A 25960-nucleotide genomic window follows, 5' to 3' on the forward strand; every position below is an offset into this window, starting at 1 on the left:
ACGGGTTCGAATCCCGTTGGGGGTGCGCGGATTCGTCGGGGTTCGGCCCCGCGATCAGCCAGGGACCTGTGGTGCAGTTTGGAGTGCACGCCGGCCTGTCAAGCCGGAGGTCGCGGGTTCAAATCCCGTCAGGTCCGCCCAGGCCCTACGCGGTAGGGTCAGCGCCCACGGTCGGGTAGCTCAGTTGGTAGAGCGCGCGCCTGAAAAGCGTGAGGTCCGCGGATCGATGCCGCGCCCGACCACTCAGATCGGCAGGGTTCTGCGCCCGCGGCACAGCCCGGCGTCAGAGGCCGAAGACCCGCCGGGCGTTGCCGGAGAGGAACAGCTCGGTCGCCTCGTCGTCGAGGCCCAGCGTGTCGAGCTTGGCCAGCGCCCGTTCGGGCGAGATCATCGGATAGTTCGAGCCGAACAGCACCTTGCGCCGGCCGTGGCCCCGCAGATAGTCCACGAGCTCGGGTGGGTACCGGTGGGCGACGTAGGCGGAGGTGTCGATGTACACGTTCGGGTACTTGGTCGCCACCGCGACCATCTCCGTTGTCCACGGGTAGCCGATGTGCCCACCGACGATGACCAGGTCGGGAAACTCGAGGGCGACGTCATCCAGGTAGGGGATGGGCCGACCGGTCTCCGAGGTGCGCAATGGCCCGGTGTGGCCGACCTGGGTGCAGAACGGGATCCCCAGCTCTACGCACTCCGTGTAGAGCGGGTAGTAGCGCCGGTCGTTCGGCGGAAGCCCCCACAGCCAGGGCACGATCCGCAGCGCCCGGAAGCCGAGGTCGTGCACTGCTCGCCGCAGCTCCCGCACGGCCGCGACCGGCTGGCGGAGATCGACGGAGGCAACGCCGACGAACCGGTCGGGATAGCGAGCGATGAAGCTGGCCACCTCGTCGTTGGTGATGAGCGGGCCGTCCGGCCCGTACCAGGCCGAGATGAGGCCGCGCTCCACCGAGCCCTGCTCCATCGCCGCCACGGTCAGCTCGAGCGGAAGATCCTCGACGGGGATCTCGGTTCCCGACCACCGTCGCAGCGACTCGAACATGTCATGGGCCAGGAAGCGGGCCGTCGGGTGCTGCATCCAGGCGTCGATCACCGCAGCCGCAGGCATGACCGCCATGGTCTCACCCCGCGGCCACGTCGGGCATGCTGACGACCACCACCGTGGCCTCGGCGTGCTCGAGCACGTGCTCCACGGTGTGACCGAGGAAGGGGCGGCCCTCGAGGCGGCGGGCAGTGGCGCCGACCACGACGAGATCGGCATCGGTGGCGCCAGCGGTGTCGATGACCTCCTCACCGATCGACAGCCCGCTGCGAACGGTCGTGGACGCCGGAACGTCGTGCTCGTCCGCCATGGCGACGGCGTGCTCGAGCACCCCGACAGCTGCCCTCGACTGTGTCCGGCCCGAATCGCCGTGAGCCTTTGGAGGCGACCACGAGGCCTCGGCCGCCCCGTCGGCGTCGGCCAGGTCCGGCTCCGGTCGGGTCACCACGTGGACCAGGGTGACCTCGCTTCCGAGGCTGCGACTCAGGTTGAAGGCGATCTCCTTGGCCGGCCGTGAGCGGGCCGCCCCGCTCACCGGGACCAGCACCCGCCGGGGCGGGGCCGGCCGCAGGCCCTTGCGAACGATGAGGAGCGGCACGGGGCTCTCCGCCAGTAGGTCGTCGACCACGGGCGAGAGGATGCGACCGTCACCCAGGTTCTCCGCCGCGCCGAGACCGATCACGGCGTAGCCGAGGCGGGCCTCGGCGACGACCTCGGTCAGCACGTCCTCGCTGCGGGCGCGGCGCAGCTCCACCTCGCGGTCCTCGAAGATCCTCCTCAACGGCTCGAGCTGCGCGCTCGGGCCGTCGGCTCCGACGGACAGGACGGTCACGCCCGCCTCTCGCGGCCAGGCCGCGTGCAGCAGCTCGGCCGCCACGATCGAGTTCGGCGTGCCTCGGCTGGGCACGAGCAGTCGGCCCGGCCGGACCAGGATGTTCCGGCTCTGCGTCTCCTCCCGATCAAGGCGCTCCTGCTCCTCGGGCGTGCCCCGCCAGCCGCTGACGACGCGCCGCAGCAGCGGAGGCGCCATCATCGAGGTCACCACGGCCATCAGCACCACGGCGGTGTAGGCGGACTCGGACAGGACGCCGAGAGAGAGCCCGACCGTGGCGATCACCACCTCGACCGCTCCCCGGCAGTTGAGCCCGACGCCGAGGGCCAGCGCCTCGCGTCGCTCGAGCCCGGCGAGGCGCGAGCCGGCGAAGGCGCCGGCGAACTTGGTGAGCACTGCGACGCCCAGCACGACGCCGGCCCACAACAGGGTGGTGACCCGTCCCAGCGATGACAGGTCGATGCGCAGCCCGGCGGTGGCGAAGAAGATCGGGGCGAGCACCGCCATCGTGATCGACTCGAGACGCTCCTTCACCCCGGGGGGCATGAAGCGGGACCGCCCGAGGACGATGCCGGCGATGAAGGCGCCGAGCACAGCGTCGCTCTTGGCACCCTGGGTGACCACGGCCGCGAGGAAGGCGATGATCACGACGATCGCCAGCGCGTCGGTTGTCGACTCGGTGCGGCCGCGGTTCCAGCGCAGCAGGCTGTCCACGGCCCGCTGGCCCACGGTGAAGGAGAAGACCAGGATCGCGGCCACGGCGCCGAGCGTGAAGGCGACGCTGCCGGGCGAGATCGTCCCGGAGGCGGCCAGGCCGGCGATGGCGCCCAGAGCCACCCAGCCGATCAGGTCGTTGACCATGCCGACCGCCACCGTGATCTGCCCGAAGTTGCGGCGCATCAGCCCCAGCTCGCCGAGGATCTTGGCGATCACCGGGAGAGACGAGATGGCGAGCGACACGGCAATGAAGAGGCTGAAGGCGAGACGGCTGCGCTGATGGCCCAGGAACGTGTCCGGCATCGCCGGTCCCAGGGCCAGGCCCACGACGAATGGCAGGGCCAGGCCGCCCACTGCGATGGCTGCCGTCGCCCGGCCCAGGCGGCGGATGATCGCCAGGTCGGTCTCGAAGCCGGTCAGCACCAGCAGGAACCCCACGCCGAGCCAGCCCACGGCGTTGAGGAGGCCCGACTGCACGACGTCGCTCGGGAACAGCCAGTGGAAGCCGCCGGGCCAGACCTTGCCGAGCAGCGACGGACCCAGCAGGACGCCGGCGAGGAGCTCGCCGATCACGGCCGGTTGGCCGACCCGACGCAGGAGCCGTCCGAGGGTCACCGCCACGAAGACGACGACGAGCAACTGGCTCCAGAAGACCAGTAGCTGATGCTGGCTCAGCGACGACAGCCCCGACACGGCGTTCCTCCATCAGGACGGCACTCGGGCCGCGGGCGCGACAGACCGCAGTGCAGGTGGGAGGGGGACGGACCACTCGAGAGGCGCCAAACGGCCATCTCGGATCCGGTAGCTGTCGTACCCGCCCCGCCGGTGTCCTATGCCCTCTCGGCCCGTGACCTATGCCACCGCGGGCCTGGCCCACGGATCAGTCGTCGGGGCCGGCCGCCCCGGCCAGAACCGTCAGCCCGCTGGCGTCAACGGCCCCGGGGGCGCCTCCCGGACGACCCCCTCCTCCCGGGCCACATGGGCCACCGCCTCGGCGACCTTGGCGACGACCGACTTGTTGAACACCGAGGGCACGATGTAGCTGGGCTCGAGCTCGTCGGGCGGCACGGTGGCGGCGATGGCCTCGGCGGCCGCCAGCTTCATGGCTTCGGTGATGGCCGTCGCTCCGGCGTCGAGGGCGCCCCTGAAGATGCCCGGGAAGCACAGCACGTTGTTGATCTGGTTCGGGTAGTCGCTGCGTCCGGTCGCCACCACGGCGGCGATGCCCTCCGCCTCCTCCGGCGCGATCTCCGGATCGGGGTTGGCCAGGGCGAAGACGATGGGGGCGCCGGCCATGGCCGTCAGCTGCTCTCGGGTCACCAGGCCCGGCCCGCTGACCCCCACGAAGACGTCGGCACCCCCGAGGACCTCTCCCATCGATCCCTTACGCCGATCGGGGTTGGTGTGCTCGCCCATCCACAGCTTGGAGACATCGGTGTCCCCCCGGCCGGCGAAGATGGCGCCCTTGCGGTCCACGCCGATGATGCAGGGCACGCCAGCCTCGGAGAGGATCTTGGCCACCGCCACGCCAGCCGCTCCCGCCCCACCGATGACGACCGTGAGGTCGCTCATCTTCTTGCCGACCACCTGGAGGGCGTTGCGCAGGGCGGCGAGCACGACGACAGCGGTGCCGTGCTGGTCGTCGTGGAAAACGGGGATGTCGAGGCTGGCCTTGAGCCGCTCCTCGACCTCGAAACAGCGGGGCGCGGCGACGTCTTCGAGGTTGATGCCGCCGAAGACGGGCTCGAGGCGCTCGACCGCCTCCACCAGGGAGTCCGCCGAGTCCGCCCGGAGACAGACGGGCCACGCGTCGATGCCGGCGAACTCCTTGAAGAGCATGGCCTTACCTTCCATCACCGGCAGGGCGGCGTGAGGCCCGATATTGCCGAGCCCCAGCACGGCCGTCCCGTCCGTGACGACGGCGACCGAGTTGGCCTTGATGGTGTATTGGTGGACCTCAGGCGGATTGTCGGCGATGGACAGGCAGACCCGGGCCACCCCCGGCGTGTAGGCCATCGAAAGGTCGTCCCGTGTGGCCAGCGGGGACTTCGAGGTCACCTCGATCTTGCCGTTCAGGTGCATGCGGAACGTACGGTCCAGCACGCTGTGGATCGTCACCTCGCCCATCGCCTCGATGGCCTTGGTGATCCGGCCCACGTGCTCGTCGTCGATCGCCAGCACCGTGATGTCTCTCACCATGCGGTCGTCGGCGACATCGATCATGTCGAGGCCCAGGATGTTCCCCCCGGCCTCGCCGATGGCGGTGGTCAGACGGCCAAGGGCTCCAGGGGAGTGCTTGAGCGAGACGCGAATTGACACCGAATACGACACATTGGGTGCGCCCATGGGCCGCGAAGGTACAGCCCCACCAGCGAGGCGGCCAACGGTCGACGTTCAGCGGGGTCGCTGGTCCGGGCCCGCGAGCCCCGTCCCCGGCCTCCTCAGGAGGGCGGGGCCCCCGACGGCGCCGTCACCCGGCCGCCACCGGGTCGTCGAACCAGGCCGTCGAGTCGTCGGACCTCCCCTGAGGGCGTCCCGCTCAGGCCTCCTCGTACTCGGTGCGATCGAGACAATCACGGATCTCCGAGGCTCGGAACCGTCGATGTCCACCCAGCGTGCGGATGGCCGTCAGCTTGCCGGCTCGAGCCCAGCGGGTCACGGTCTTCGGATTGACCCGAAACAATGTCGCCACTTCGCCCGGGGTGAGCAGTGCATCGGGCTGGCCCTGATCGGCGGAGCTCCCGTCACGGGTAGGTGTGGTTTGAGGATTGTTCGGCATGGAGTTCCCTTCAGGGTCCGGTTTCTACCTTGAAGGTACGACACGACCGATTGTTGGTCGATAGACCATGCGGACCATCTCTTGGGTCCGGAGCGACTAGTTCCTGGCCAGGAACGTCTCGGGCGGCTTCCGGAGAGCACGCCTGGCGGAGGTAGCCTGGTCGAAAGTGCAGCTCTTCGACCGAATAGCCGGCGATGGCCATGAGGAAGTCGTGTTCTGCCACGATGAGGCGACCGGTCTGCGGGCGATCATCGCCGTGCACTCGACCCGGCTGGGAGCGGCGCTCGGAGGCGTCCGCTTCCGCCCCTACGCCACCGAGGACGAGGCGCTGGCGGACGTGCTCGCCCTGTCCCGGGCCATGACCTACAAGGCGGCGGCCGCCGGGCTCGATCTGGGCGGCGGCAAGGCGGTCATCCTCGGCGATCCCGCCCAGATCAAGACCGAGGCCCTGCTGCGGGCCTACGCCCGCTTCGTCGACCGCCTCGGCGGCGGCTACCTGACGGCCGAGGACATCGGCACGACCCAGGCCGACATGGACCTCATGCGCCAGGAGACCAGGTACGTGACCGGTACCAGCCGGTCGCTGGGCGGGTCGGGGGACCCGTCGGCCGCCACCGCCCTCGGTGTGCTCCAGGCCATGCTGGCCCTGGCCACCCACCTGTGGGGCTCGCCCAGCCTCCGGGGCCGGCGCGTCGTCGTGAGCGGGGTCGGCAAGGTCGGTCTCACGCTGGCCCGCCACCTGGTGGACGAAGGGGCGGTCGTCGTCGCCAGCGATGTCGACGGCGTCGCCCTCGAGCGCGCCACCACGACGCTCGGGCTGCCGTCCGCGCCACCCGAGAGCGCCCACGCCCTCGAGTGCGACATCTTCTCGCCGTGCGCCCTGGGAGCCGTTCTCACGCCGGAGCGGATCGCCGAGCTTCGCTGCGAGGCCATCGTCGGGGCCGCCAACAATCAGCTGGCCGAGCCTCGCAGCGTCCGGCTCCTCGCCGATGCCGGCATCGCCTACGTACCCGACTTCATCGCCAACGCCGGCGGGATCATCAACATCTCCCACGAGCTCGTGGGCTACCGCCTGGACCGGGCCCACGCCGCGGTTCGTGCGATCTTCGACACCACGATGGCGGTGCTGACCGAGGCGACGACCGCAGGGGCGAGCACGACCGAGGTGGCCGAAGCGATGGCTGAGCGCGCGCTGACGGGGTACGGTCGGCCCGGGCCCGCGCAGGCGCCGCGAGCCACCGTCACAGGGGGGTGATGGCCTCTGTCCTCGATCGCTGAGCCGGCCCGCTCGACGAGCCCGGAAGAGCTGGCCGCGCTGCACATCCACGACCGGCACAGCGAGCTCGGCCTGACCGACACCGACCTCCTCGGGATGTACCGCACCATCCTGTTGGCGCGGGTGCTCGACCAGAAGACCTGGGCCCTCAACCGCATGGGCAAGGCCCCGTTCGTGGTGAGCTCGCAGGGCCACGAGGGAGCCCAGGTCGGCTCGGCCTGGACGATCCGCGCCGGCATCGACCCCGTCCTGCCCTATTACCGCGACCTCGGGGTGGTGCTCGCCCTCGGGATGACTCCCTACGACGTGCTCCTCGGCGTCTTCGCCCGGCCCGACGACCCCTGCTCCGGCGGTCGCCAGATGCCCAACCACTGGGGCGACGCCGACCGGCGGATCATCAGCGGCTCGTCACCCATCGCCACCCATCTCCCCCACGCCGTCGGCATGGCTCTTGCGGCCCAGCTGGCCGGACGCGACGAGGTCGTGATGTGCTACTTCGGCGACGGCGCGGCGTCGAAGGGGGACTTCCACGAGTCGCTCAACTTCGCCGGCATCCACCGGCTGCCGGTCGTGTTCGTATGCGAGAACAACGGCTACGCCATCTCCGTCCCGCTCGCCAAGGAGTCGGCGGTCGAGAACATCGCTGAGCACGCCCACTCCTACCGGCTGACCGGCGTGATCGTGGACGGTAACGACCCCATCGACGTCTATGCCGCGACCCACTCGGCCATCCGCCGCGCCCGCAAGGGAGAAGGCGCGGCGCTGATCGAGTGCAAGACCTACCGCTACCTCGGGCACACCTCCGACGACGACGACCGGAGCTACCGCACGCCGGCCGAGGTCGAGCTGTGGCGCAAGAAGGACCCCCTCGTGCGGATGCGCCAGTACCTCATCGAGCAGCGCCTGCTCTCCGAGCAGCGCGAGGAGGAGCTCGAGGCCGAGGTCAAGGCCGAGGTCGAGGAGGCGGCCCGCCGGGCCGAGGAGGCGGCAGCGAACGAGCCGGCGGCGGCCTTCACCAAGGTGTGGGCCCGCCCCCTCCGCACGACCCCGGGTGCACCCGACGGGCAAGCCGGGTCCGTCGCGCCGAGACCGCTCCCCGCTTCACCCGCCGGGACGGGCCCCGAGCGCACGGTCGTCGACGCCCTCCGGCAGGCCCAGCACGACCTGCTGGCGACCGACGAGCGAGTGCTGATCCTGGGCGAGGACGTGGGGCCGAGAGGTGGCGTCTTTCGGGCAACCGAGGGGCTGCACGCCACGTTCGGCGAAGACCGGGTGATGGACACGCCGCTGGCCGAGTCCTCGATCGTGGGCATCGGGATCGGGCTGGCGCTGGCCGGTCGGCGCCCGATCGTGGAGATCCAGTTCGCCGACTTCATCCACTCGGCGTTCGACCAGATCGTGAGCGAGGCGGCCAAGCTCCACTACCGCTCCAACGGGGCGTTCGGCGTGCCCCTCGTGATCCGGGCGCCCTGGGGAGGCGGCGTCCACGGAGCCCTCTATCACTCCCAGTCCATCGAGGCCTTCTACGGCCACGTGGCCGGGCTCAAGGTGGTCGTGCCCTCGACCCCGGCAGACGTGGCCGGGATGCTACGGGAGGCCGTTGCCGATCCCGATCCGGTGCTGTTCCTCGAGCACAAGAAGACGTACCGACTGATCAAGGGGCCGGTTCCCGAAGGTGACTGGACCGTCCCCATCGGGGTGGCGGAGGTGGTCAGGGAAGGCCGCGACCTGGCCATCATCACCTACGGGCTGCACCGCCACCTCGCCCTCGAGGCGGCCGAGGCCCTGGCCGGCGAGGCAGCCGTCGAGGTGGTCGACCTACGGACGATCAGCCCCCTCGACCGGGACACGGTGCTGGACTCGGCCCGCCGCTGTGGGCGGGTGCTGGTCCTCCACGAGGACAACGTCAGCTTCGGCGTCGGCGCCGAGGTGGCGGCCCTGGTCGCGGACGAGGCGTTCTACGACCTCGACGCCCCGGTGCGCCGCCTGGCCATGGCCGACGTCCCCGCCATGCCCTACGCCGCCCCCCTCGAGCAGGCGGTGTCCATCGGCGCCGACGAGATCATCGCCGCGGCACGAAGGCTCCTGGCCGAATAGGCGGGGCGTTGGGCGAGACGCTGACCGGCTAGGTGCCTTCGTACTCGAAGCCCAAGTCGGGGGCGGTGACGAGCGCACGGAAGGTGATGCCCTCGGCGTCCGCCATGGCCGCGCAGGTTCCCCCGCGGTCGACCACCGCCAGCATCACGATCGGGTCGGCCCCAGCCACCCGCACCGCCCGGGCGGCCTCGATCAGCGAGGTTCCCCTGGTCACGGTGTCTTCGACCAAGGCCACCCGGTCCCCGGCGTCCAGGGCGCCGGCAATGCGTCCGCCCGCTCCGTGGTCCTTGGCCTCCTTGCGGACGCTGAAGGACTTGAGCGACCACCCGCGAAGATTCCCGACGGCGGCGGTGGCGAAGGCCACCGGGTCGGCACCCATCGTGAGACCGCCGATCGCCATGACCTCCTCGGGCAGCGCCGAGAGCATGGCGTCGACCATCAGGATCATGCCGTCGGGCCGGCATGCGGTCTGCTTCGAGTCGATGAACCAGTTGCTGGGACGCCCAGACTTGAGCACGAACTCGCCGGTGCGCACCGAGTGGGCGAGCAGGTGGTCGCGGAGGGCCGAGATCGACGGCGAGACTGACGGGAGGGCGCTCGGCGTCACGCGTTGCGCCGGATTCGCGCCGCCTGCCGATGGGCGGCGAGGCCCTCGGCTGCCAGCCCGGCCACCTCGTTCACGCAGGCGCTCAGCTCCAGCGGGTCGAACGGCTTGCCGAACACGTCGACGGCACCGAGGTCGAACGCCCGGGTCAGGTTGGTGGGGGTGGCTCGGGCCGACACGACCACCACCGGAGCGCTGTCGGGGCAGGACCGGAGCTGCTCGAGGACTCGCCACCCCGGCTGGCCGGGAAGGAGCAGGTCGACCAGCACGACGTCGAACCGCTGCTGACGCAGGGCGAGCAGGGCGGCGTCGGCGTCGCGTACCGTGACCACCTCGGCGCCATCGCCGGCGAGCGTCTCCTCCAGGAGGCGCAGGATGACGGGCTCGTCCTCGACCACCAGCACCGTGGGCATCGGCTCAGCCCTCCACGTGGACCCGTTGCGCCCCACCCGGCAGGATCCGACCAACCGCCAGCGCCCGTCGGCCCCGCGCTTGCAGCACCTCGACAGCTCGTCCAGCGTCCTCGGCCGCCACTACGGCGACCATACCCAGCCCGAGGTTGAAGACACGGTCCATCTCGTCGTCGGGCACGTGACCGGCCCGCTGGATCTCCCCGAAGATCGGCGGCACGCGCCACGCCGACCGCTCGACCACGGCGTCGCACCCGCTCGGAAGCACCCGGGCCAGGTTGGCGGCGATCCCACCCCCCGTGATGTGGGCCACGGCCCGCACCCCGACCTCGCGTGTCAGGGCGAGCACGGCAGGCGTGTAGATCACCGACGGCTCCAGGAGCTCGTCGGCCAGGCTGTGGGCGGCGCCGGCGTAGGCCGGGTCGTCGAGCGACCGGCCGCCGACCTCGAGCAGCGCCCGCCGGGCCAGGGAGTAGCCGTTGCACCGCAGGCCCGGAGACACCAGGCCGACGAGCACGTCCCCGGGGCCGACCCGGGCGGCGCCGAGCAGGTCGTCCCGCTCGACCACCCCGACGGCGAACCCGGCCAGGTCGAAGGCGTCGGAGGCCAGCGACCCGGGGTGCTCGGCCGTCTCCCCGCCGATGAGGGCGCAGCCCGCCTGCCGGCACCCGTCGGCGATACCTGTCACCACGCGCTCGGCTCGACCCGGGTCCAACTGCTCGGTGGCGAGGTAGTCGAGCAGGAACAGGGGCTCGGCCCCCTGGCAGACGAGATCGTCGACGCACATGGCCACCAGGTCGATGCCGATGGTGTCCAGGCGTCCCGTGGCCGAGGCCAGCTGGGCTTTGGTTCCCACGCCGTCGGTCGCGGCGACGAGGAGGGGCTGACGGTAGCGCTCGGTCGCCAGGGCGAACAGACCACCGAAGCCGCCCAGGTCGCCGATGACTTCCGGCCGGTAGGTGGTGCGGACCACGTCCTTGATGCGCTCCACCGCCTCGTCGCCGGCGCCGATGTCGACACCGGCGTCGGCATAGGTCAGGCCGCGCCCGCCAGGGCCCTCCTGGTCAGGCCCTGAGGGCAACCTCGAGGACCTCCCTGCTGGGGGCGGGCGAGATCGCCACCGGGTACTCGCCGGTGAGACAGGCACTGCAGAACCCGGCCCCAGGGGCGTCGATGGCCCGCTCGAGGTTGTCGAGGGTGAGGTAGGCGATCGAGTCCACACCGAGGTACTCGCCGATCTCGGGCACCGACCGCCGGGCGGCCAGCAGGCCCTCCCGGTCGGGGGTGTCGATGCCGTAGAAGCAGGGCCAGGCGTAGGGCGGCGAGGACACCCGGAGGTGGATCGCCGCAGCGCCGGCGTCGCGCAGCATCTCGACCATGGCTCGCGTGGTGGTCCCCCGGATCACGGAGTCGTCCACGACGATCAGCCGCTTGCCCGCGATGTTCTCCCGCAAGGGGTTGAGCTTGCGGCGCACGCCGCGAGCCCGGGCCTCGGGCGTCGGGGCGATGAACGTGCGCCCGATGTACCGGTTCTTCACCAGACCCTGCCCGTAGGGGATGCCGCTGCGGCGGGCGTAGCCCTCCGCCGCCGGGACCCCGGACTCCGGCACACCCATGACGAGGTCGGCGTCCACCGGCGCCTGCTCGGCCAGCAGCTCGCCCATGCGCCGGCGAGCTCCGTGCACCTCCTTGCCGTACAGCAGGCTGTCGGGGCGGGCGAAGTACACCAGCTCGAAGATGCAGAGCTTGGGATCGATCTTCTCAGGCGCGAAGGGTTGGACCGAGCGGAGGCCATCGCGGTCGATCACGACCATCTCGCCCGGCTGCAGCTCCCGCACGAAGCGCGCCCCCACCACGTCCAGCGCCGGGGTCTCCGACGCCAGCACCCATCCGTCGTCCAGGCGCCCCAGGCACAGCGGACGAAAGCCGTTGGGGTCGCGCACGCCGACGAGATGGTCGGCGTCCATGAGCACGAACGAGAAGGCGCCCTCGATGTCGGGCAGCACCTCGGTCAGCGCCGCCTCGAGCTCCCCGCCGTCTCCCTCGTCGGGCTCGGAGGAGAAGACCAGCGAGAGAAGCTCGGCCACCAGGTCGCTGTCGCTGGCCACCACGCCCGGCAGCATGCCGGCGCGCTCGGCCAGGGCCGCGGTGTTGGTGAGGTTGCCGTTGTGGCCGAGGGCGAAGCCCGCCGCACCGACGGAGCGGTACACGGGTTGGGCGTTGCGCCACGTGCTGGAGCCCGTCGTCGAGTACCGGGTGTGTCCGATGGCGAGGTGGCCCTCGAGCCCCGCCACCGTCCGCTCGTCGAACACGTTGGTGACCAGACCCATGTCCTTCACCACGGTGATGGTCTCGCCGTCGCTGACGGCCATCCCTGCCGACTCCTGCCCCCGGTGCTGGAGGGAGTAGAGCCCGTCGAAGGTCAGCTGGGCCACCGGCGCACCGGGTGCCCAGACGCCGAATACCCCGCACGCTTCGTGCAGGACATCATCTCGGATGCCGGACGTGAGCAACGCCGACTCCGCGCCCGGCTGGCGTGCCCTCACCACTTCAGTGTCCCACAGCCCCGGTCGCTCTTTGGCCAGCCGGCGGTAGCCTGCTCAGCGCATGGTCGACCTGCACACCCATTCGACCGTTTCCGACGGTTCCGACCCGCCGGCGCGCATCCCCGAGCTGGCCGCCGCCGCCGGATGCAGCGCGGTGGCGCTCACCGACCACGACCGCCTGGACGGGCTGGCCGAGGCCCGAGCCCGGGCCCAGGCCCTGGGCGTGGACCTGGTGCCTGGTTGTGAGGTGTCGTGCGACTGGGAGCCGGGGACACTGCACGTGCTCGTCTATTTCGTCGAGCCCGGGGACGGGCCCCTCCAGGAGGAGCTGGCCCGCCTGCAGGCCGATCGGGTCGAGCGCAACCGCAGGATGATCGACCGGCTCGCCGCCGCCGGCCTCCCCGTGACGCTCGACGAGCTGGAGGCCGAGGCCGGCGGCATCGGAGCGGGGCGGCCCCACATGGCGTCCATCCTCGTGCGCAAGGGAGTCGTGGGCTCGGTGCAGGAGGCCTTCGATCGCTACCTCGCGCGAGGCAGACCGGGCTACGTGGGCAAGGGTCGCCTGTCGCCCCGGACCGTGGCGGCGCAGGCCCGGCGGTCGGGAGGAGTGGCCGTCCTGGCCCATCCACTCAGCCTCCAGCTCGACGAGCCCCGGCTGGACTCGGTCGTGGCGGAGCTGGCCGACGCCGGCTTGGGGGGCCTCGAGGCGCGCTACGGCCGGTACTCCCCCGACGAACGAGCGGGCCTGGCTGACCTGGCCCACCGTCACGGCCTGGTCGCCACCGGTGGTTCCGATTACCACGGGACCTACAAACCGGACCTCGCTGTCGGTAGCGGTCGGGGCGACCTGTCCGTGCCCGACACCACGGTCACCGCCCTCACCGAGCGCCGGCCCTAGGGGGAGGCGGAAAGGCGCTCGGGCAGGGTCGAGCGCCAGGCGTGGACGAGATCGACCAGGGCGACATCGACCAGGCCCTCGACGACGAGCCGGTCGCCTCCGGCAACTCCGAGCTCGGTGACCGTCACCCCGGCCGCCCGGGCCCGGGCCGTGGTCTCCCCGGGGTCAGCTGCGCACACGACCACGCGGGACGGTGACTCGGAGAAGAGCTCGGCGGCGGTGGCGATCCCACGCACCGTGACGCCTGTCCGGGAATGCACCGCCATCTCGGCCAGCGCCACGGCGAGCCCACCGTCGGAGACGTCGTGGAGACCGGTCACCACACCGTCGCTCACGAGCGCCGCGACGAGATCGATGAGGTTGCGATGCCGGGCGAGGTCCAGCGGCGGTAACCGCCTCCCAAGGCGCGTCAAGCCGGGTGCGTGGTCGGCTGCCCACCGCGAGCCGGCAACTGACGACCCCGTCTCGCCCAGGAGGACGAGACGCTCTCCCGGCGCCAGGCTCAGGCCCGGCACCGGGCGCTCGAGACGATCGATGAGGCCGACCACGCCGACGACCGGCGTCGGGTCGATGTCACGCCCCTGGCTCTCGTTGTAGAGGCTGACGTTGCCCCCGACGATCGGCAGGCCGAGGGCCCGGCACGCCTCGGCCAGGCCGTCGACGACCTCCGACAGCTGCCACATGACCTCGGGGTGCTCGGGGTTGCCGAGGTTGAGACAGTCGACCACGGCGACCGGGCGGGCCCCGGCGCAGGCCACGTTGAGCGCCGACTCGGCCACGGTCATGGCCGCGCCCTGGCGGGGGTCGAGCCGACACCACCGGCTGTTGCCGTCGGTCGACAGGGCCAGGCCCCTGCGGCTGGATGGAAGACCCGGTGCCTTGAGGCGGAGGACGGCGGCGTCGCCTCCCGGTCCTTCGACGGTGTTGAGGAACAGCTGGTGGTCGTACTGCTGGTACACCCATGACGGGTCGGCCAGCAGAGAGAGGACGTCTGGTCCGTAGTCCCGAGAGGGGAGAGTCTCCTCCGCCGGGCCGGGGCTGGTACCGACCGAGGCAGCTCCGTCGGCTTGCGTCGGCGACCGACGGGGCCGGTCGTAGACCGGCGCCTCATCGGCGAGGGCGACCGCCGGGACGTCGGCCAGCACGGGCCCATCCCACCCGTCCCGCACCCTGACGCGCCCCCCGGGGGTGACTCGCCCCACCACCACGGCCGAGACCTCCCAGCGGGCGCACACCTCGAGCAGGCGGGCCAGGTCGCCAGGGGTGACGATCGCCAGCATCCGCTCCTGGCTCTCGCTGGTCATCACCTCGTACGGCTCCATGGCCGGCTCTCGGCGGGGAACGGCCGCCACGTCGATGTCCATGCCGGTGCCACCTCGGGCGGCCGTCTCCGAGCAGGCGCACGTCAGGCCGGCCCCGCCGAGATCCTGGATGCCCACGACGAGGCCGGCGTCCAACAGCTCGAGGCAGGCCTCGATCAACCGCTTCTCCTCGAAGGGGTCGCCGACCTGGACACTCGGCCGCAAGGACTCGGATCCGTTGCCCGATGCCAGCCCGTCGCCCGCCGTCGCGGCGGCCGCGTCGCCGAACCCCGCCGACGCCAGCACGCTCACCCCGCCGATGCCGTCGCGCCCGGTGCTCGATCCGAGGAGGACGGCCAGGTTGCCCACGCCGCTCGCCCGACCCCTCACCAACCGCCCGACGGGCATCACGCCGAGGCACAGCACGTTCACGAGGGGGTTGCCGGAATAGCAGGGGTCGAAGGCGACCTCGCCGCCGACCGTGGGGACCCCGACCGAGTTCCCATAGCCGGAAACACCGCTCACCACGCCCTCGAGCAGCCAGCGGTTGCGGGCGTCGTCCAGGGGGCCGAAGCGGAGCGAGTCCATCACGGCAATTGGTCGGGCGCCCATGGTGAACACGTCGCGCAGGATCCCACCGACGCCGGTTGCCGCGCCCTGATAGGGCTCTATCGCCGAAGGGTGATTGTGGCTTTCGATGCGCACCGCGACGGCGATCCCGTCACCGGCATCGATGACACCGGCGTTCTCCCCCGGCCCGACGAGCACTCCCGGTCCCTCGCTCGGCAGGCGCCGGAGGTGCAGTCGTGACGACTTGTACGAGCAGTGTTCACTCCACATCACCGCGAACATGGCCAGCTCGAGATGGTTGGGGGGACGGCCGAGGATCGACTGGATCTCTGCCGCTTCCTCGTCGGTCAGGCCCAGCGCTCGATGGATGCCCTCTTCCACGCCGATACCGTAATCGGGTCCTGTCTGCGATCGGACAAGGGAACAGTTTCATTTTCTAATCACGAATTGAACTCCGCTTGTACTTTGAGTAATACTCTCGCATGGCCAGGACGCAGAAACGCACGAAATCCCCCATGTCCGCGCAGCACAAAGAGGCGCTGGCCGTCGGACGTGAACAAGGTCGCGCCGTCCGACGCTATCTCGAAGCCCTCGAAGCCAATCGACCCAAACGAGGTCGCAAACGTACAACTGACTCGGTGAAGCGCCAGCTGTCAACCGTCGAGCACCGTCTCGATTCAGCCGATCCGCTCAACCGGCTCCACCTGGTACAGGAGCGGAGGAACCTGAAGGAGGAGCTCGATCGCAAGGACCGGTCCGTGGACATGGCGGCCCTGGAGCGGGAGTTCGTCAAGGCGGCCCCGGCCTATGGGGAACGCAAAGGCATCAGCTATGCGGCCTGGAGAGAGGCTGGGGTGACCGCCGCCGTCCTCAGGCGAGCCGGGATCCAGCGGGCCCAGGGGGTCCACTAGCGACTTCCGCCTCGGTCGGCGTCTTGGGCCACTGCCCCGCCGACGGGTCCAGCAGCGAGCGCAAGAGGATCGCTCCGTCGGCGGAGCCGAGCATGTTGGTGTAGGCCCGCTCAGGATGAGGCATCAGTCCGACGACGTTCCCGGCCTCGTTGGTGATCCCGGCAATGTCGTCGATGGAGCCGTTCGGATTGTCGCAGTAGCGGGCGACGATACGTTCATCGGCACGAAGCTGGGCGAGCGTCTCGGGCCCGCAGATGTAATTCCCCTCGAAGTGATTGATGGGAAGCCGGAGCACTGTTCCCGGTGAAGTCAACCGTGAGATAAAGGATCGACTGCGCTCAATACGGGCGCTCACGGTCGTGCAGAGGAACTTCAAGTGATGGTTCTTCTGGAGCGCACCGGGAAGCAAGCCCGCCTCGGTCAGGATCTGGAAGCCGTTGCACACCCCCAATACGGGGCCACCGTCAGCGGCGAAGGAGCGCACCGCGCCCATCACAGGCGAGAACCGGGCCAGGGCACCCGGGCGGAGATAGTCGCCGTGGGCAAAGCCCCCCGGCAGCACGAGCGAGTCGACCCGGGACACCGAGCGGGCGCCGTGCCACACCAGCTCCGCCTCTCCGCCCAGACCTTCGATCGCTTCGACCACGTCGTGCTCACAGTTCGACCCCGGAAACACCACCACACCGACGCGCCCGCTCATCCGGTCCGACCTCCGGTGGTGATCGACGCGGGCGAGACGCTGACGTCGGCATCCTCGATGACCGGGTTGGCCAGCAGGCGTCGGCACAGGTCGTCGATCTCGGCGCGCGCCGCCGCCTCGTCGGGAGCGTCGACATCGAAGCGGATCGCCTTGCCGACCCGGACGCCCTCGATCCCGTCGAAGCCCAGCGCCGGCAGGGCCCGCTCGATGGTGGCGCCCTGAGGGTCGGCGATGCCGGGACGCAGGCGCACCTCGACGAGAGCGTGAAACCTCACGGTCCGTCGTTCCCGTACCAGTCGGCCAGGCGCAATCCCGTGATCTGCTCGTAGGCGGCCCGGTAGCGAGCGCTGGTGGCCTCGACCACCTCGTCGGGAAGAGGCGGGGGTGGCGGCGACTTGTCCCAGCCCGTCGCCTCCAGGTGGTCCCGGACGGGCTGCTTGTCGAACGACGGCGGGGTGGAACCGGTCGCCCACTCGGTGACGGGCCAGAACCGCGAAGAGTCGGGCGTGAGCACCTCGTCACACAGGGCGAGGCGGCCGTCGATGAAGCCGAGCTCGAACTTGGTGTCGGCGATGATGATGCCGCGCCCGGCCGCCCACTCGGCCCCCCGCCGGTAGGCGGCGAGGCAGATGTCGCGAGCCTGCTCGGCGACGGCGGTACCGACCGTGGCGGCGGCCTCCTCGAAGCCGATGTTCACGTCGTGGCCCTCGGTCGCCTTGGTCGAGGGTGTGAAGATGGCCTCCGGTAGTCGCTCCGACTCCTGGAGGCCGCTCGGCTGGGGCACCCCGTGAACGGTGCCCGCGGTCCGGTACTCCTTCCATGCCGAGCCCGAGAGGTAGCCCCGGACGATGCACTCGATGGGCAGCATCTCCGCCCTGCGCACGAGCATGGCGCGCCCGTCGATCTGTTCGAGGCCGCGAGCGTCGGGTGGGAAGTCCGCCGGATCGGCGCTCACCAGGTGGCTGGGCGCCAGATCGGCGAACTGCTCCAGCCAGAAGACCGTCATGGCCGTGAGCACCCGACCCTTGTCGGGGATGGGCTCGGCCAGCACGACGTCGAAGGCCGAGATCCGGTCCGATGCCACCATCAGCAGGCGGCCGTCGCCATTGCCGTAGACATCCCTGACCTTGCCGGAGTGGACGTGAGTGAGCGTCACCGTGCCTCCTCATCGGGTGAGCCGAGCGTGTCGAGCGCGTCGACGGCCCGCCGGGCGTGGCGCAGGGCCCGGTCGATGCTGAAGGCATCGTCGAGCTGATCGGGTCGGAGAGGCACCTCGGGATCGGACTCGAGCACCATCCGCAGCGGCTTGGCCTCGTCCCACGCCAGGCGGGCGTCGCGCTGCACGATGCGATAGGCCGAGTCCCGGTCCATGCCCGACGCCACCAGGGCGAGCAACACGGCCTGGCTGAACACCAAGCCGTGCGACCGATCGAGGTTCTCCCGCATCCGGTCGGGGTGGACGACGAGGCCGTCGACGAGCGCGGTCATCTTTCGCAGAACGTAATAGGCGACGAGGCTGGCATCGGGCAGGATCACCCGCTCGACCGAGCTGTGGGAGATGTCGCGCTCGTGCCAGAGGGCCACGTCCTCCAGCCCGGGACCCACGTAGCCGCGGAGGACCCGGGCGAGACCCGACAGCCGCTCGGCCACGATGGGGTTGCGCTTGTGGGGCATGGCGGAGCTGCCCTTCTGCCCCGATGCGAACGGCTCCTCGACCTCACCGACCTCGGTGCGCTGGAGATGCCGTATCTCGGTGGCGAAGCTCTCCACGCTGGCACCGACCGACGCGCAGGCCCAGAGGTACTCGGCGTGACGGTCACGCGCCACCACCTGGGTCGCGGGCACCGGACGCAGGCCCAGCGCGGCGCACACCCTGGTCTCCACCGCGGGGTCGATGTTCGAATACGTGCCGACCGCGCCGGAGAGCTTGCCCACGGCCACCGCCCGCCGGGCGGCCTCGAGGCGCCGGCGGTCGCGCTCGGCCTGCAGGCACCAGAGCGCCAGCTTCCCCCCGAAGGTGATCGGCTCGGCGTGGATCCCGTGGGTGCGGCCGACCATGGCGACATCGGCCAGCTCGCGGGCCCGGCGCTCGAGCGTAACGACCAGCTCGCCGCTGGCCTGCAGCAGCAGGTCGGCGGCCGCACTGAGGGTGACACCGAGGGCCGTGTCGACCACGTCGGAGGACGTCAGGCCGTAGTGGACCCACGCGCCGGCCGGGGGGCCGATGGCGTCCTGCACCACGTCCACGAAGGCGGCGACGTCGTGATCGGTCACCCGCTCCCGCTCGGCGATGGCCGAGATCGTGCCCGCGGTGATGACCGGCGCCCGCTCCCGCACGGCCGCGGCGTCGGCCTCGGGGACGACGCCCAGCTGCGACCAGGCCTCGACGGCGAGGACCTCGATCTCCAGCCAGGTGCGGAACCTCGCCTCGTCGGTGAACAGCTCCGCCATCTCCGGAAGCGAGTAGCGGGGGATCACCTCGCCCCGCCCGCCCGGAACTCGGCCAGCTGACGGGCCAGCTTCTCGTCGGTCACGGCCAGCATCTCCACGGCCAGGATGGCAGCGTTGGCGGCCCCGTCGATGGACACCGTGGCGACCGGTATGCCGCGCGGCATCTGCACCGTGGAGTACAGGGCGTCCTGGCCGGACAGCGGGCCGCCGGAGAGCGGCACTCCGATGACCGGCAGGGTCGTGTGGGCGGCGACGGCCCCGGCCAGGTGGGCTGCCAGTCCGGCGCCACAGATCATGGCGACGAAGCCTTCCTCCCGGGCAGTACGGGCGAAGGCGGCGAGCTCGTCCGGGCTCCGGTGGGCCGACAGCACCCGCTCGTCGGCCTCGACGCCGAAGCGCTCGAGCATCTGTGTCGCCGGCGTCATCCGCTCGCGATCGCTCGGCGAGCCCATGAGGACCGCAACTCTCATCGTCTTGCCTCCGGGACGGTTCCGGCCGAGGCCAGCTCGGCGACATCGTGTCGGTAGTGGACGCCGGACCAGCGCACGCGACCTGCCGCCTGGTAGGCCCGGTGCCGCGCCTCGGCCAGCGTCGATCCGATGGCGGTCACGTCGAGCACCCGACCACCCGCGGTGACGAGCTGACCCCGCTCGTCCGTGGCTGTGCCGGCGTGGAAGAGCATGACCCCGTCCACGGCGCTCGCGTCCTCCAGCCCCCCGATGACGTCACCCCGGCGAGGATGGGACGGATACCCGGCGGCCGCCAGCACCACGGTGACGCAGGCGTCGTCGGCGAAGGACGCGTCGCCGCGCAGATGGCCGGCGGCCGCCTCGGCCAGCAGCCCGGCCACGTCGCCGACAAGGCGAGGGAGCACGGCCTGGGCCTCGGGATCGCCGAAGCGCACGTTGTACTCGACGACCTTGGGACCAACCGGCGTGAGCATGAGGCCGGCGTACAGCACGCCCCGGTAGTCGATGCCACGCCGTCGCAGCGCGGCCACCAGTGGCTCCACCGCCTGCTCGACGACGGTGTCCACGACCTCCGGGCCGGCCATCGGGACGGGCGAGTACGCACCCATGCCGCCGGTGTTCGGCCCGAGGTCACCGTCGCCGACGCGCTTGAAGTCCTGGGCCGGAGCCAGCGGCAGCACACGCTGACCGTCGCACAGCACCAGCAACGACAGCTCGTGGCCCGTGAGCCCCTCCTCGATCACGATCCGGTGCCCGGCGGCGCCGAAGGCCCGACCCGACAGCTTGGCTTCGACGTCGGCCGCCGCCTCGGCGAGCGACTCGGTCACCAGCACGCCCTTGCCCGCCGCCAGCCCGTCCGTCTTGACCACGTACGGAGGCGATGTCGCCGCCAGATGACGGAGGGCAGGATCGAGCTCGGTGAACGTCTCGTGCGCGGCGGTCGGCACACCGGCTTCGCCGAGAACGTCCTTCATCCAGGCCTTCGAGCCCTCGAGTCGGGCGCCGTCGGCTCCCGGACCGAGCACCAGGCGGCCGTCCGCCCGCAGCCGATCGGCCAGCCCGTCCACGAGCGGTGCCTCGGGCCCGATCACGTACAGGTCGGCCTCGATCTCCTCGGGGGGAGCGGGTGTGGACGTCATCCGACCCGGTGTCGCGATACCCGGGTTCCCGGGGGTCACGACCACCTCGGCCGTACGGGCCAGGACGTGGGCCAGGGCATGCTCCCGCCCGCCGGAGCCGAGCACGCACACCTTCATGCTCATGCGGCGAAGCGCACGAACTGCTCCCGGCCAGGTCCCACACCCACCAGGCTGACCGGCACGCCGGCCTGCGTCGACAGGAAATCGACGTAGTCGCGGGCCTCCTGGGGCAGCTGCGACAGCGCCGTCACCTGGGACAGGTCGGTCCGCCAGCCGGGCAGCTCCTCGTACACGGGCCGGATCTGGTGCAGTACCGACTGGTGGTAGGGCACGTGCTCGTAACGCACCCCGTCGGCCTCGTAGGCGACGCACACCTTCAACGTCTCGAAGGTATCGAGCACGTCGAGCTTGGTGAGGGCGATCTCCGAGAGCGAGTTGAGGTGCACGGCGTGGCGCAACATCACGGCGTCGAACCAACCGGTTCGCCGTCGCCGGCCCGTGTTGGTGCCGAACTCGTTTCCCCGGTCGACCATGAGCGCACCATTGTCGTCATGGAGCTCTGTCGGGAACGGGCCCGATCCCACCCTGGTGACGTACGCCTTGGCGATCCCGATGACGCGGGAGATGTCCCGCGGCCCGATGCCCGATCCGGTACAGGCGCCCCCGGCGCACGGGTTCGACGAGGTGACGAAGGGGTACGTGCCGTGGTCCAGATCGAGGAACGTCGCCTGGGCCCCCTCCAACAGGATGCTCGACTCCTGCGCCAGGGCCCGGTGGACCAGGGCGACCGTGTCGTCGACCATCGGCTCGATCCTGGGCGCGAGCTCCCCCAGGTAGTTGTCGACGATGTCGTCGGCCGATAGCGGCAGGCGGTTGTACACCTTGGCCAGGACGGCGTTCTTCTCTTTCAGCGCCACCTCGAGCTTCTGTCGGAAGATCTTCGGGTCGAGCAGGTCCTGGACCCGGAGCCCGACCCTGGCCGCCTTGTCGGCGTAGGCGGGACCGATCCCCCGCTTGGTCGTCCCCAGTCGGTTCTTGCCCAGGTAACGCTCGGTCACCCGATCCAGCTCGTGGTGATAGGGCATGATCAGGTGGGCGTTGCCGCTGACCTTGAGCCGGCTGCAGTCGATGCCTTTCTGCCCGAGGGTGTCGATCTCGTCGATGAGCACGGCCGGGTCCACGACCACGCCGTTGCCGATGACCGGGGTGATGTGGTCGTACAGCACCCCGCTCGGGACCAGCTGGAGAGCGAAGGTCTCGCCGTCGACCACGAGGGTGTGGCCGGCGTTGTGCCCGCCCTGGTAGCGGACCACGAGCTGCATCTCCCGGGCGAGCAGGTCGGTGAGCTTGCCCTTTCCCTCGTCGCCCCACTGGGTTCCGACGACCACGGTCGCGGGCACGCGCCTCCTCATGACCGATCTCAACGGCGAGCCGAGCATACCGGGGCCCGTGGGTGGGTGCTCCCGCCCCCGGGCCGAGCTGCGCCGCGTCGCAGCCGCGGCTCAGCGGCGGCGGCCCCGGTAGGGCACCGGCGACTGGCTGAGCGGGACGAGGTCCCGCCGATAGTGGCGGTGGGTGCGCTCGATGGCCTCGCGCGCCTCGCGGCGGGCCTCGACCAGCTCCCGACCCAGCCCCTCGACCAGGGCCTCCAGCTCGATGACCCGACGCACGCCCTCGAGGTTGAGGCCGGCGTTGGTCAGCTCCTGGATCCGCCGCAGGCGCTCGATGTCGCGCTCGCTGTAGCGTCGGCTCCCGCCGCCGGTCCGGGCCGGGTCGACGAGGCCCTTCCGCTCGTAGATGCGCAACGTCTGGGGATGGACTCCTGCCAGCTCGGCGGCCACCGAGATCACGTACACCGCCCGGCTGCTCACCGGCACAGGCTGCGGGTCCGGTCGTCGCATGGTCGTCATGGTCGCGTCACACCCCCAGGTGATCTCTCGGGGACTCCTCGGAGGCCGTTGCCAGCGCCTCCACGGCCTCGCGCTGGGCGTCCGTCAGGTGAGGCGGCACTGCCACCTGCACCGTGACCAGCAGGTCCCCCGGCTTCTTGCCGCCAGGCACGCCTCTCCCCCGGACCCGGAAGGTCCGCCCCGAAGGAGTCCCCGGGGGCACCCGCAGGCTCACCGGCCCGTCGAGGGTCGGCACCCGGATGGTGGCCCCGAGCGCCGCTTCGGAGAAGGTGAGCGGAACGGTGAGGGTGAGATCCCGTCCCCGGCGACCGAACAGCTCGTGATGAGCGACGCGCACGATCACGTAGAGGTCGCCGGCCGGACCGTTGTTGCGGCCAGGTCCGCCCCGGCTCTTGACCCGGATGCGCTGGCCGTCCACCACGCCCGGCGGGATCCGCACCCGCACCTGGCGGGCGCGGAGCTCGGCACCAGTGCCGTGGCAGGTGGGGCACGGCGTCTCGATACGCACGCCCCGGCCTCCGCACGTCGGGCAGGGCTGGCTGAACGAGAAGAGGCCCTGGTTGTCGTCGAGCACTCCGCGCCCGCCACAGCGCGGGCACACGGTCGGTGCCGTGCCCGGCGCCGCGCCGGTGCCCCGACAGGTGTGGCACGGGGCATCGCCCGTCACGTTGACCGTGGTCGTGACGCCCTCCACCGCGTCCTGGAAGGACAGGTGCAACTCGGCCTCGAGATCGGAGCCGCGTTGGGGCCCCGCACCCCGAGCGGTGCGGCCGCCCCTCCCGAAGATGCCACCGAGCAGATCGCCAAGCCCTCCCGCGCCTCCAGCGCCAGTCGCGTCCTCATAGCGGAAGGTGTAGTCCTGGCCTCCCGCGGCACCCGGGCCGCCGGCACCACCGAAGCCACCGAAGTTGGCGCCGACGGGACCGAGCCGCCGGACCTCGTCGTACTCCTTCCGCTTCTCCGCGTCGCCGAGGACCTCGTAGGCGGCGGTGATCTCCTTGAAGCGGTCCTCCGAGCCCGGGTTGGCGTCCGGGTGGTACTGCTTGGCCAGATTGCGATAGGCGCGCGTGACCTCCTTCTCGCTCGCCGACTCGGCGACGCCGAGAACCTGGTAGTAGTCCTTCTCGAACCACTCCCGCTGCGGAGCCATGTTGTCTGTCGCCTCGCTAGCCCTTGACCTTCACCATGGCCGGGCGCAAGACCCGACCCTTCCAGCGGTAGCCCGCCCGCAGCACATCGCTGACCTCGGGCTCCTTGTCCCCCTCTTCGTGCATCACGGCGTCGTGCTGATTGGGATCGAACGGCTGACCGCCGGGATCGATGCGCTCCAAGCCCTCCTTCTCGAGCACGTCGACGAGGGTGGACGCGATCGGCGCCAGGGCCTTGCCCTCTGGTGAGTCACCTGCGTGGGCGACCGCCAGGTCGAGGGCGTCGAGAATCGGAAGGAGCTTGACGACCAGCCCCTCGGCTGCCCGCTCGAGGTGCTCGGTCTGCTGCTTGAGGACCCGCTTCTTGTAGTTCTCGAAGTCGGCCTGCAGCCGGCGCAGCGCGTCGAGATACTCGTCCCGCTGGGTGGCGAGCGCGGCCAGTGACGGGTCGTCGGCGATCGCCGCGCCCGCGTCCACCGGCTCTCCGATCACGCCGACCTCACTCACCTGGCTGTCGCCGTCCTCTCCTTCTCGGACGCCGCTGTCCTGGTCGCCACTGTGGCTCTCGGCTCGGTCCTCGTGCTCACCGTGCTCCGGCTCGGGCGCCGGCCCGGCACCACCCTCGGCGTGGTCCTCGGGACCGTCCGTGGGCGGCGCCTCGGCGGTGCGTGGACGAGGCTCGGGCCCGAGTCCGCCGGCTCCTGTCGGCCTGAACCCGCCCTCGCTCATGCGCCGCGCCCGTGCTCGCCCTCGTCGACGATCTCGGCGTCGACGACCTCGTCGTCGGCGGGCTGCTGCTGGCCCTCGGCACCACCGGCCTGGCCACCGTCCTGGCCGCCGGCCGCGGCCGACGGTCCGGCCTGCTCGTACAGGCGGGAGGCGAACTCCTGGCTGGCCGTGACCAGCGTCTCGGTCGCGCCTCGGATGGCCTCGACGTCGGAGCCGGCGAGCGCCTCCTTGAGCGACGACAGACCCTGCTCGACCTTCTCCTTCTCGGGGCCGGAGATCTTGTCGCCCTGCTCACGCAGCAGCTTGTCGGTCTGGTAGACGAGGGTGTCGGCGTTGTTGCGGACCTCGGCCTCCTCACGGCGGCGGCGGTCCTCAGCCGCGTGGGCATCGGCGTCGCGGACCATGCGGTCGATGTCGTCCTTCGGCAGGGAGGACTGGCCGGTGATCGTCATCGACTGCTCCTTGCCGGTGGCGCGGTCCTTGGCCGAGACGTGCACGATGCCGTTGGCGTCGATGTCGAAGGTGACCTCGATCTGGGGCACGCCACGCGGAGCCGGAGGCAGGTCGACGAGCTGGAACTTGCCCAGCGTCTTGTTGTAGGACGCCATCTCCCGCTCGCCCTGCAGGACGTGGATCTCGACCGACGGCTGGCCGTCATCGGCGGTGGTGAACACCTCGGTCCTCTTGGTGGGGATGGTCGTGTTGCGCTCGATGAGCTTGGTCATGATCCCACCCTTGGTCTCGATGCCGAGGGACAGCGGGGTCACGTCGAGCAGCAGCACGTCCTTGACGTCGCCCTTGAGCACGCCGGCCTGGATGGCGGCGCCGATGGCCACGACCTCGTCGGGGTTGACGCCCTTGTGGGGCTCCTTGCCGGTCAGCTCCTTCACCAGATCCTGGATGGCGGGCATCCGGGTGGCACCACCGACCAGGATCACGTGATCAACGCGATCCCGCGACAACCCTGCGTCGGAGATGGCGGACTCGAACGGTCCGCGGCAGGCGTCGACCAGGTCGGAGGTCAGCTCCGACAGCTTGGCCCGCGTCAGCTTGAGATCGAGGTGCTTGGGGCCCTCGGAGGTGGCCGTGATGAAGGGCAGGTTGACCTGGGTCTCCTGCACGCTGGACAGCTCGACCTTGGCCTTCTCGGCTGCCTCCTTCAGACGCTGGAGCGCCATCTTGTCGGCTGACAGGTCGACGCCCTCGGTGTTCTTGAACGTCGTCACCAGCCAGTCGATGATGCGCTGGTCCCAGTCGTCGCCCCCGAGGTGGGTGTTGCCGGAGGTGGACTTGACCTCGAAGACACCCTCGCCGATGTCGAGGACCGACACGTCGAAGGTGCCACCGCCGAGGTCGAAGACGAGGACCGTCTGGTCCTTGCCCTCCTTGTCCAGCCCGTACGCCAGGGCGGCGGCGGTGGGCTCGTTGATGAT

Annotated in this window: 24 protein-coding genes and 2 tRNA genes; 6 read left to right on the top strand and 20 right to left on the bottom strand. The window is 70.8% G+C overall.

The annotated features are described in order from the left end of the window. Positions 1 to 62: 62 nt before the first annotated feature. A tRNA-Asp gene (locus VGF64_00275) sits at positions 63 to 137 on the top strand. Positions 138 to 169: 32 nt separating this feature from the next. Continuing rightward, a tRNA-Phe gene (locus tag VGF64_00280) sits at positions 170 to 242 on the top strand. Between the two features lie 41 nt (positions 243 to 283). On the opposite strand, the gene VGF64_00285 is transcribed toward VGF64_00280, so the two are convergent. From VGF64_00285 to VGF64_00300, 4 genes are all read right to left on the bottom strand, one after another. After that, positions 284 to 1114 (bottom strand): amidohydrolase family protein, encoded by an 831-nt coding sequence (locus VGF64_00285; protein ID HEY1633164.1) that lies wholly within the window; start codon positions 1112 to 1114, stop codon positions 284 to 286. Between the two features lie 4 nt (positions 1115 to 1118). Further along, entirely contained in the window at positions 1119 to 3281 is a 2163-nt protein-coding gene (locus VGF64_00290; GenBank protein HEY1633165.1) for a cation:proton antiporter, read from the bottom strand. A gap of 222 nt (positions 3282 to 3503) precedes the next feature. Continuing rightward, positions 3504 to 4934, bottom strand: coding sequence for an NAD-dependent malic enzyme (locus VGF64_00295; protein HEY1633166.1), 1431 nt, complete (start codon positions 4932 to 4934; stop codon positions 3504 to 3506). Between the two features lie 193 nt (positions 4935 to 5127). Then, entirely contained in the window at positions 5128 to 5367 is a 240-nt protein-coding gene (locus tag VGF64_00300; protein ID HEY1633167.1) for a BldC family transcriptional regulator, read from the bottom strand. Positions 5368 to 5533: 166 nt separating this feature from the next. On the opposite strand from VGF64_00300, the gene VGF64_00305 reads away from it, so the two are divergent. After that, entirely contained in the window at positions 5534 to 6622 is a 1089-nt protein-coding gene (locus VGF64_00305) for a Glu/Leu/Phe/Val dehydrogenase dimerization domain-containing protein (GenBank protein HEY1633168.1), read from the top strand. A 117-nt stretch (positions 6623 to 6739) separates the two neighbouring features. Then, a complete protein-coding gene (locus VGF64_00310; protein ID HEY1633169.1) occupies positions 6740 to 8740 on the top strand; it encodes a dehydrogenase E1 component subunit alpha/beta in 2001 nt (666 codons plus the stop codon). Positions 8741 to 8768: 28 nt separating this feature from the next. Here the strand turns inward: VGF64_00310 and pyrE are convergent, their stop codons facing one another. From pyrE to purF, 4 genes are read right to left on the bottom strand one after another with little or no spacing between them, the layout of a single operon-like run. Further along, positions 8769 to 9347, bottom strand: coding sequence for an orotate phosphoribosyltransferase (gene pyrE, locus VGF64_00315; protein ID HEY1633170.1), 579 nt, complete (start codon positions 9345 to 9347; stop codon positions 8769 to 8771). Beyond that, the gene (locus tag VGF64_00320) at positions 9344 to 9757 is read right to left on the bottom strand and encodes a response regulator (protein HEY1633171.1); all 414 of its coding nucleotides are present in this window, start codon (positions 9755 to 9757) and stop codon (positions 9344 to 9346) included. The genes pyrE and VGF64_00320 overlap by 4 nt, the downstream gene beginning before the upstream one ends. A 4-nt stretch (positions 9758 to 9761) precedes the next feature. Then, on the bottom strand, positions 9762 to 10835 hold the full coding sequence (gene purM / locus VGF64_00325; GenBank protein HEY1633172.1) for a phosphoribosylformylglycinamidine cyclo-ligase: 1074 nt from the start codon (positions 10833 to 10835) through the stop codon (positions 9762 to 9764). Then, the gene (purF, locus tag VGF64_00330; protein ID HEY1633173.1) at positions 10819 to 12300 is read right to left on the bottom strand and encodes an amidophosphoribosyltransferase; all 1482 of its coding nucleotides are present in this window, start codon (positions 12298 to 12300) and stop codon (positions 10819 to 10821) included. Before purF ends, purM begins: the two co-directional genes overlap by 17 nt. A gap of 61 nt (positions 12301 to 12361) precedes the next feature. On the opposite strand from purF, the gene VGF64_00335 reads away from it, so the two are divergent. Further along, positions 12362 to 13198 (top strand): PHP domain-containing protein, encoded by an 837-nt coding sequence (locus VGF64_00335; GenBank protein HEY1633174.1) that lies wholly within the window; start codon positions 12362 to 12364, stop codon positions 13196 to 13198. Here VGF64_00335 and purL read toward each other — a convergent pair. Beyond that, the gene (gene purL / locus VGF64_00340) at positions 13195 to 15450 is read right to left on the bottom strand and encodes a phosphoribosylformylglycinamidine synthase subunit PurL (protein HEY1633175.1); all 2256 of its coding nucleotides are present in this window, start codon (positions 15448 to 15450) and stop codon (positions 13195 to 13197) included. The two genes, VGF64_00335 and purL, sit on opposite strands and share 4 nt — an antisense overlap. Positions 15451 to 15707: 257 nt before the next feature. Here purL and VGF64_00345 point away from each other — a divergent pair, with 257 nt between their 5' ends. Continuing rightward, positions 15708 to 15980: a hypothetical protein gene (locus VGF64_00345; protein HEY1633176.1), complete on the top strand. Its 273-nt coding sequence runs from the start codon at positions 15708 to 15710 to the stop codon at positions 15978 to 15980. On the opposite strand, the gene purQ is transcribed toward VGF64_00345, so the two are convergent. The 11 genes from purQ to dnaK form a co-directional block, all read right to left on the bottom strand. After that, positions 15940 to 16680: a phosphoribosylformylglycinamidine synthase subunit PurQ gene (gene purQ, locus VGF64_00350; protein ID HEY1633177.1), complete on the bottom strand. Its 741-nt coding sequence runs from the start codon at positions 16678 to 16680 to the stop codon at positions 15940 to 15942. The genes VGF64_00345 and purQ overlap by 41 nt on opposite strands. Then, the gene (gene purS, locus VGF64_00355; GenBank protein HEY1633178.1) at positions 16677 to 16955 is read right to left on the bottom strand and encodes a phosphoribosylformylglycinamidine synthase subunit PurS; all 279 of its coding nucleotides are present in this window, start codon (positions 16953 to 16955) and stop codon (positions 16677 to 16679) included. The genes purQ and purS overlap by 4 nt, the downstream gene beginning before the upstream one ends. Then, positions 16952 to 17836: a phosphoribosylaminoimidazolesuccinocarboxamide synthase gene (locus tag VGF64_00360; GenBank protein ID HEY1633179.1), complete on the bottom strand. Its 885-nt coding sequence runs from the start codon at positions 17834 to 17836 to the stop codon at positions 16952 to 16954. Before VGF64_00360 ends, purS begins: the two co-directional genes overlap by 4 nt. Beyond that, the gene (gene purB, locus VGF64_00365; GenBank protein HEY1633180.1) at positions 17833 to 19158 is read right to left on the bottom strand and encodes an adenylosuccinate lyase; all 1326 of its coding nucleotides are present in this window, start codon (positions 19156 to 19158) and stop codon (positions 17833 to 17835) included. Before purB ends, VGF64_00360 begins: the two co-directional genes overlap by 4 nt. Further along, a complete protein-coding gene (gene purE / locus VGF64_00370; protein ID HEY1633181.1) occupies positions 19155 to 19601 on the bottom strand; it encodes a 5-(carboxyamino)imidazole ribonucleotide mutase in 447 nt (148 codons plus the stop codon). The genes purB and purE overlap by 4 nt, the downstream gene beginning before the upstream one ends. Then, the gene (gene purD, locus VGF64_00375; protein ID HEY1633182.1) at positions 19598 to 20863 is read right to left on the bottom strand and encodes a phosphoribosylamine--glycine ligase; all 1266 of its coding nucleotides are present in this window, start codon (positions 20861 to 20863) and stop codon (positions 19598 to 19600) included. Before purD ends, purE begins: the two co-directional genes overlap by 4 nt. Further along, on the bottom strand, positions 20860 to 22140 hold the full coding sequence (locus VGF64_00380; GenBank protein HEY1633183.1) for an adenylosuccinate synthase: 1281 nt from the start codon (positions 22138 to 22140) through the stop codon (positions 20860 to 20862). The genes purD and VGF64_00380 overlap by 4 nt, the downstream gene beginning before the upstream one ends. A 102-nt stretch (positions 22141 to 22242) precedes the next feature. Then, positions 22243 to 22641, bottom strand: coding sequence for a MerR family transcriptional regulator (locus tag VGF64_00385; protein HEY1633184.1), 399 nt, complete (start codon positions 22639 to 22641; stop codon positions 22243 to 22245). 16 nt (positions 22642 to 22657) lie between these two features. Beyond that, complete coding sequence (gene dnaJ / locus VGF64_00390) at positions 22658 to 23800, bottom strand: molecular chaperone DnaJ (protein ID HEY1633185.1); 1143 nt, start codon at positions 23798 to 23800, stop codon at positions 22658 to 22660. A gap of 16 nt (positions 23801 to 23816) precedes the next feature. After that, positions 23817 to 24527, bottom strand: a complete 711-nt coding sequence (locus VGF64_00395) for a nucleotide exchange factor GrpE (GenBank protein HEY1633186.1) — start codon at positions 24525 to 24527, stop codon at positions 23817 to 23819. Beyond that, positions 24524 to 25960 (bottom strand): molecular chaperone DnaK (gene dnaK, locus VGF64_00400; GenBank protein HEY1633187.1); only part of this gene is annotated, 1437 nt, incomplete at its 5' end. The genes VGF64_00395 and dnaK, both read right to left, overlap by 4 nt.

Source organism: Acidimicrobiales bacterium (genome assembly GCA_036491125.1).
Classification (GTDB): Bacteria; Actinomycetota; Acidimicrobiia; order Acidimicrobiales; family AC-9; genus AC-9.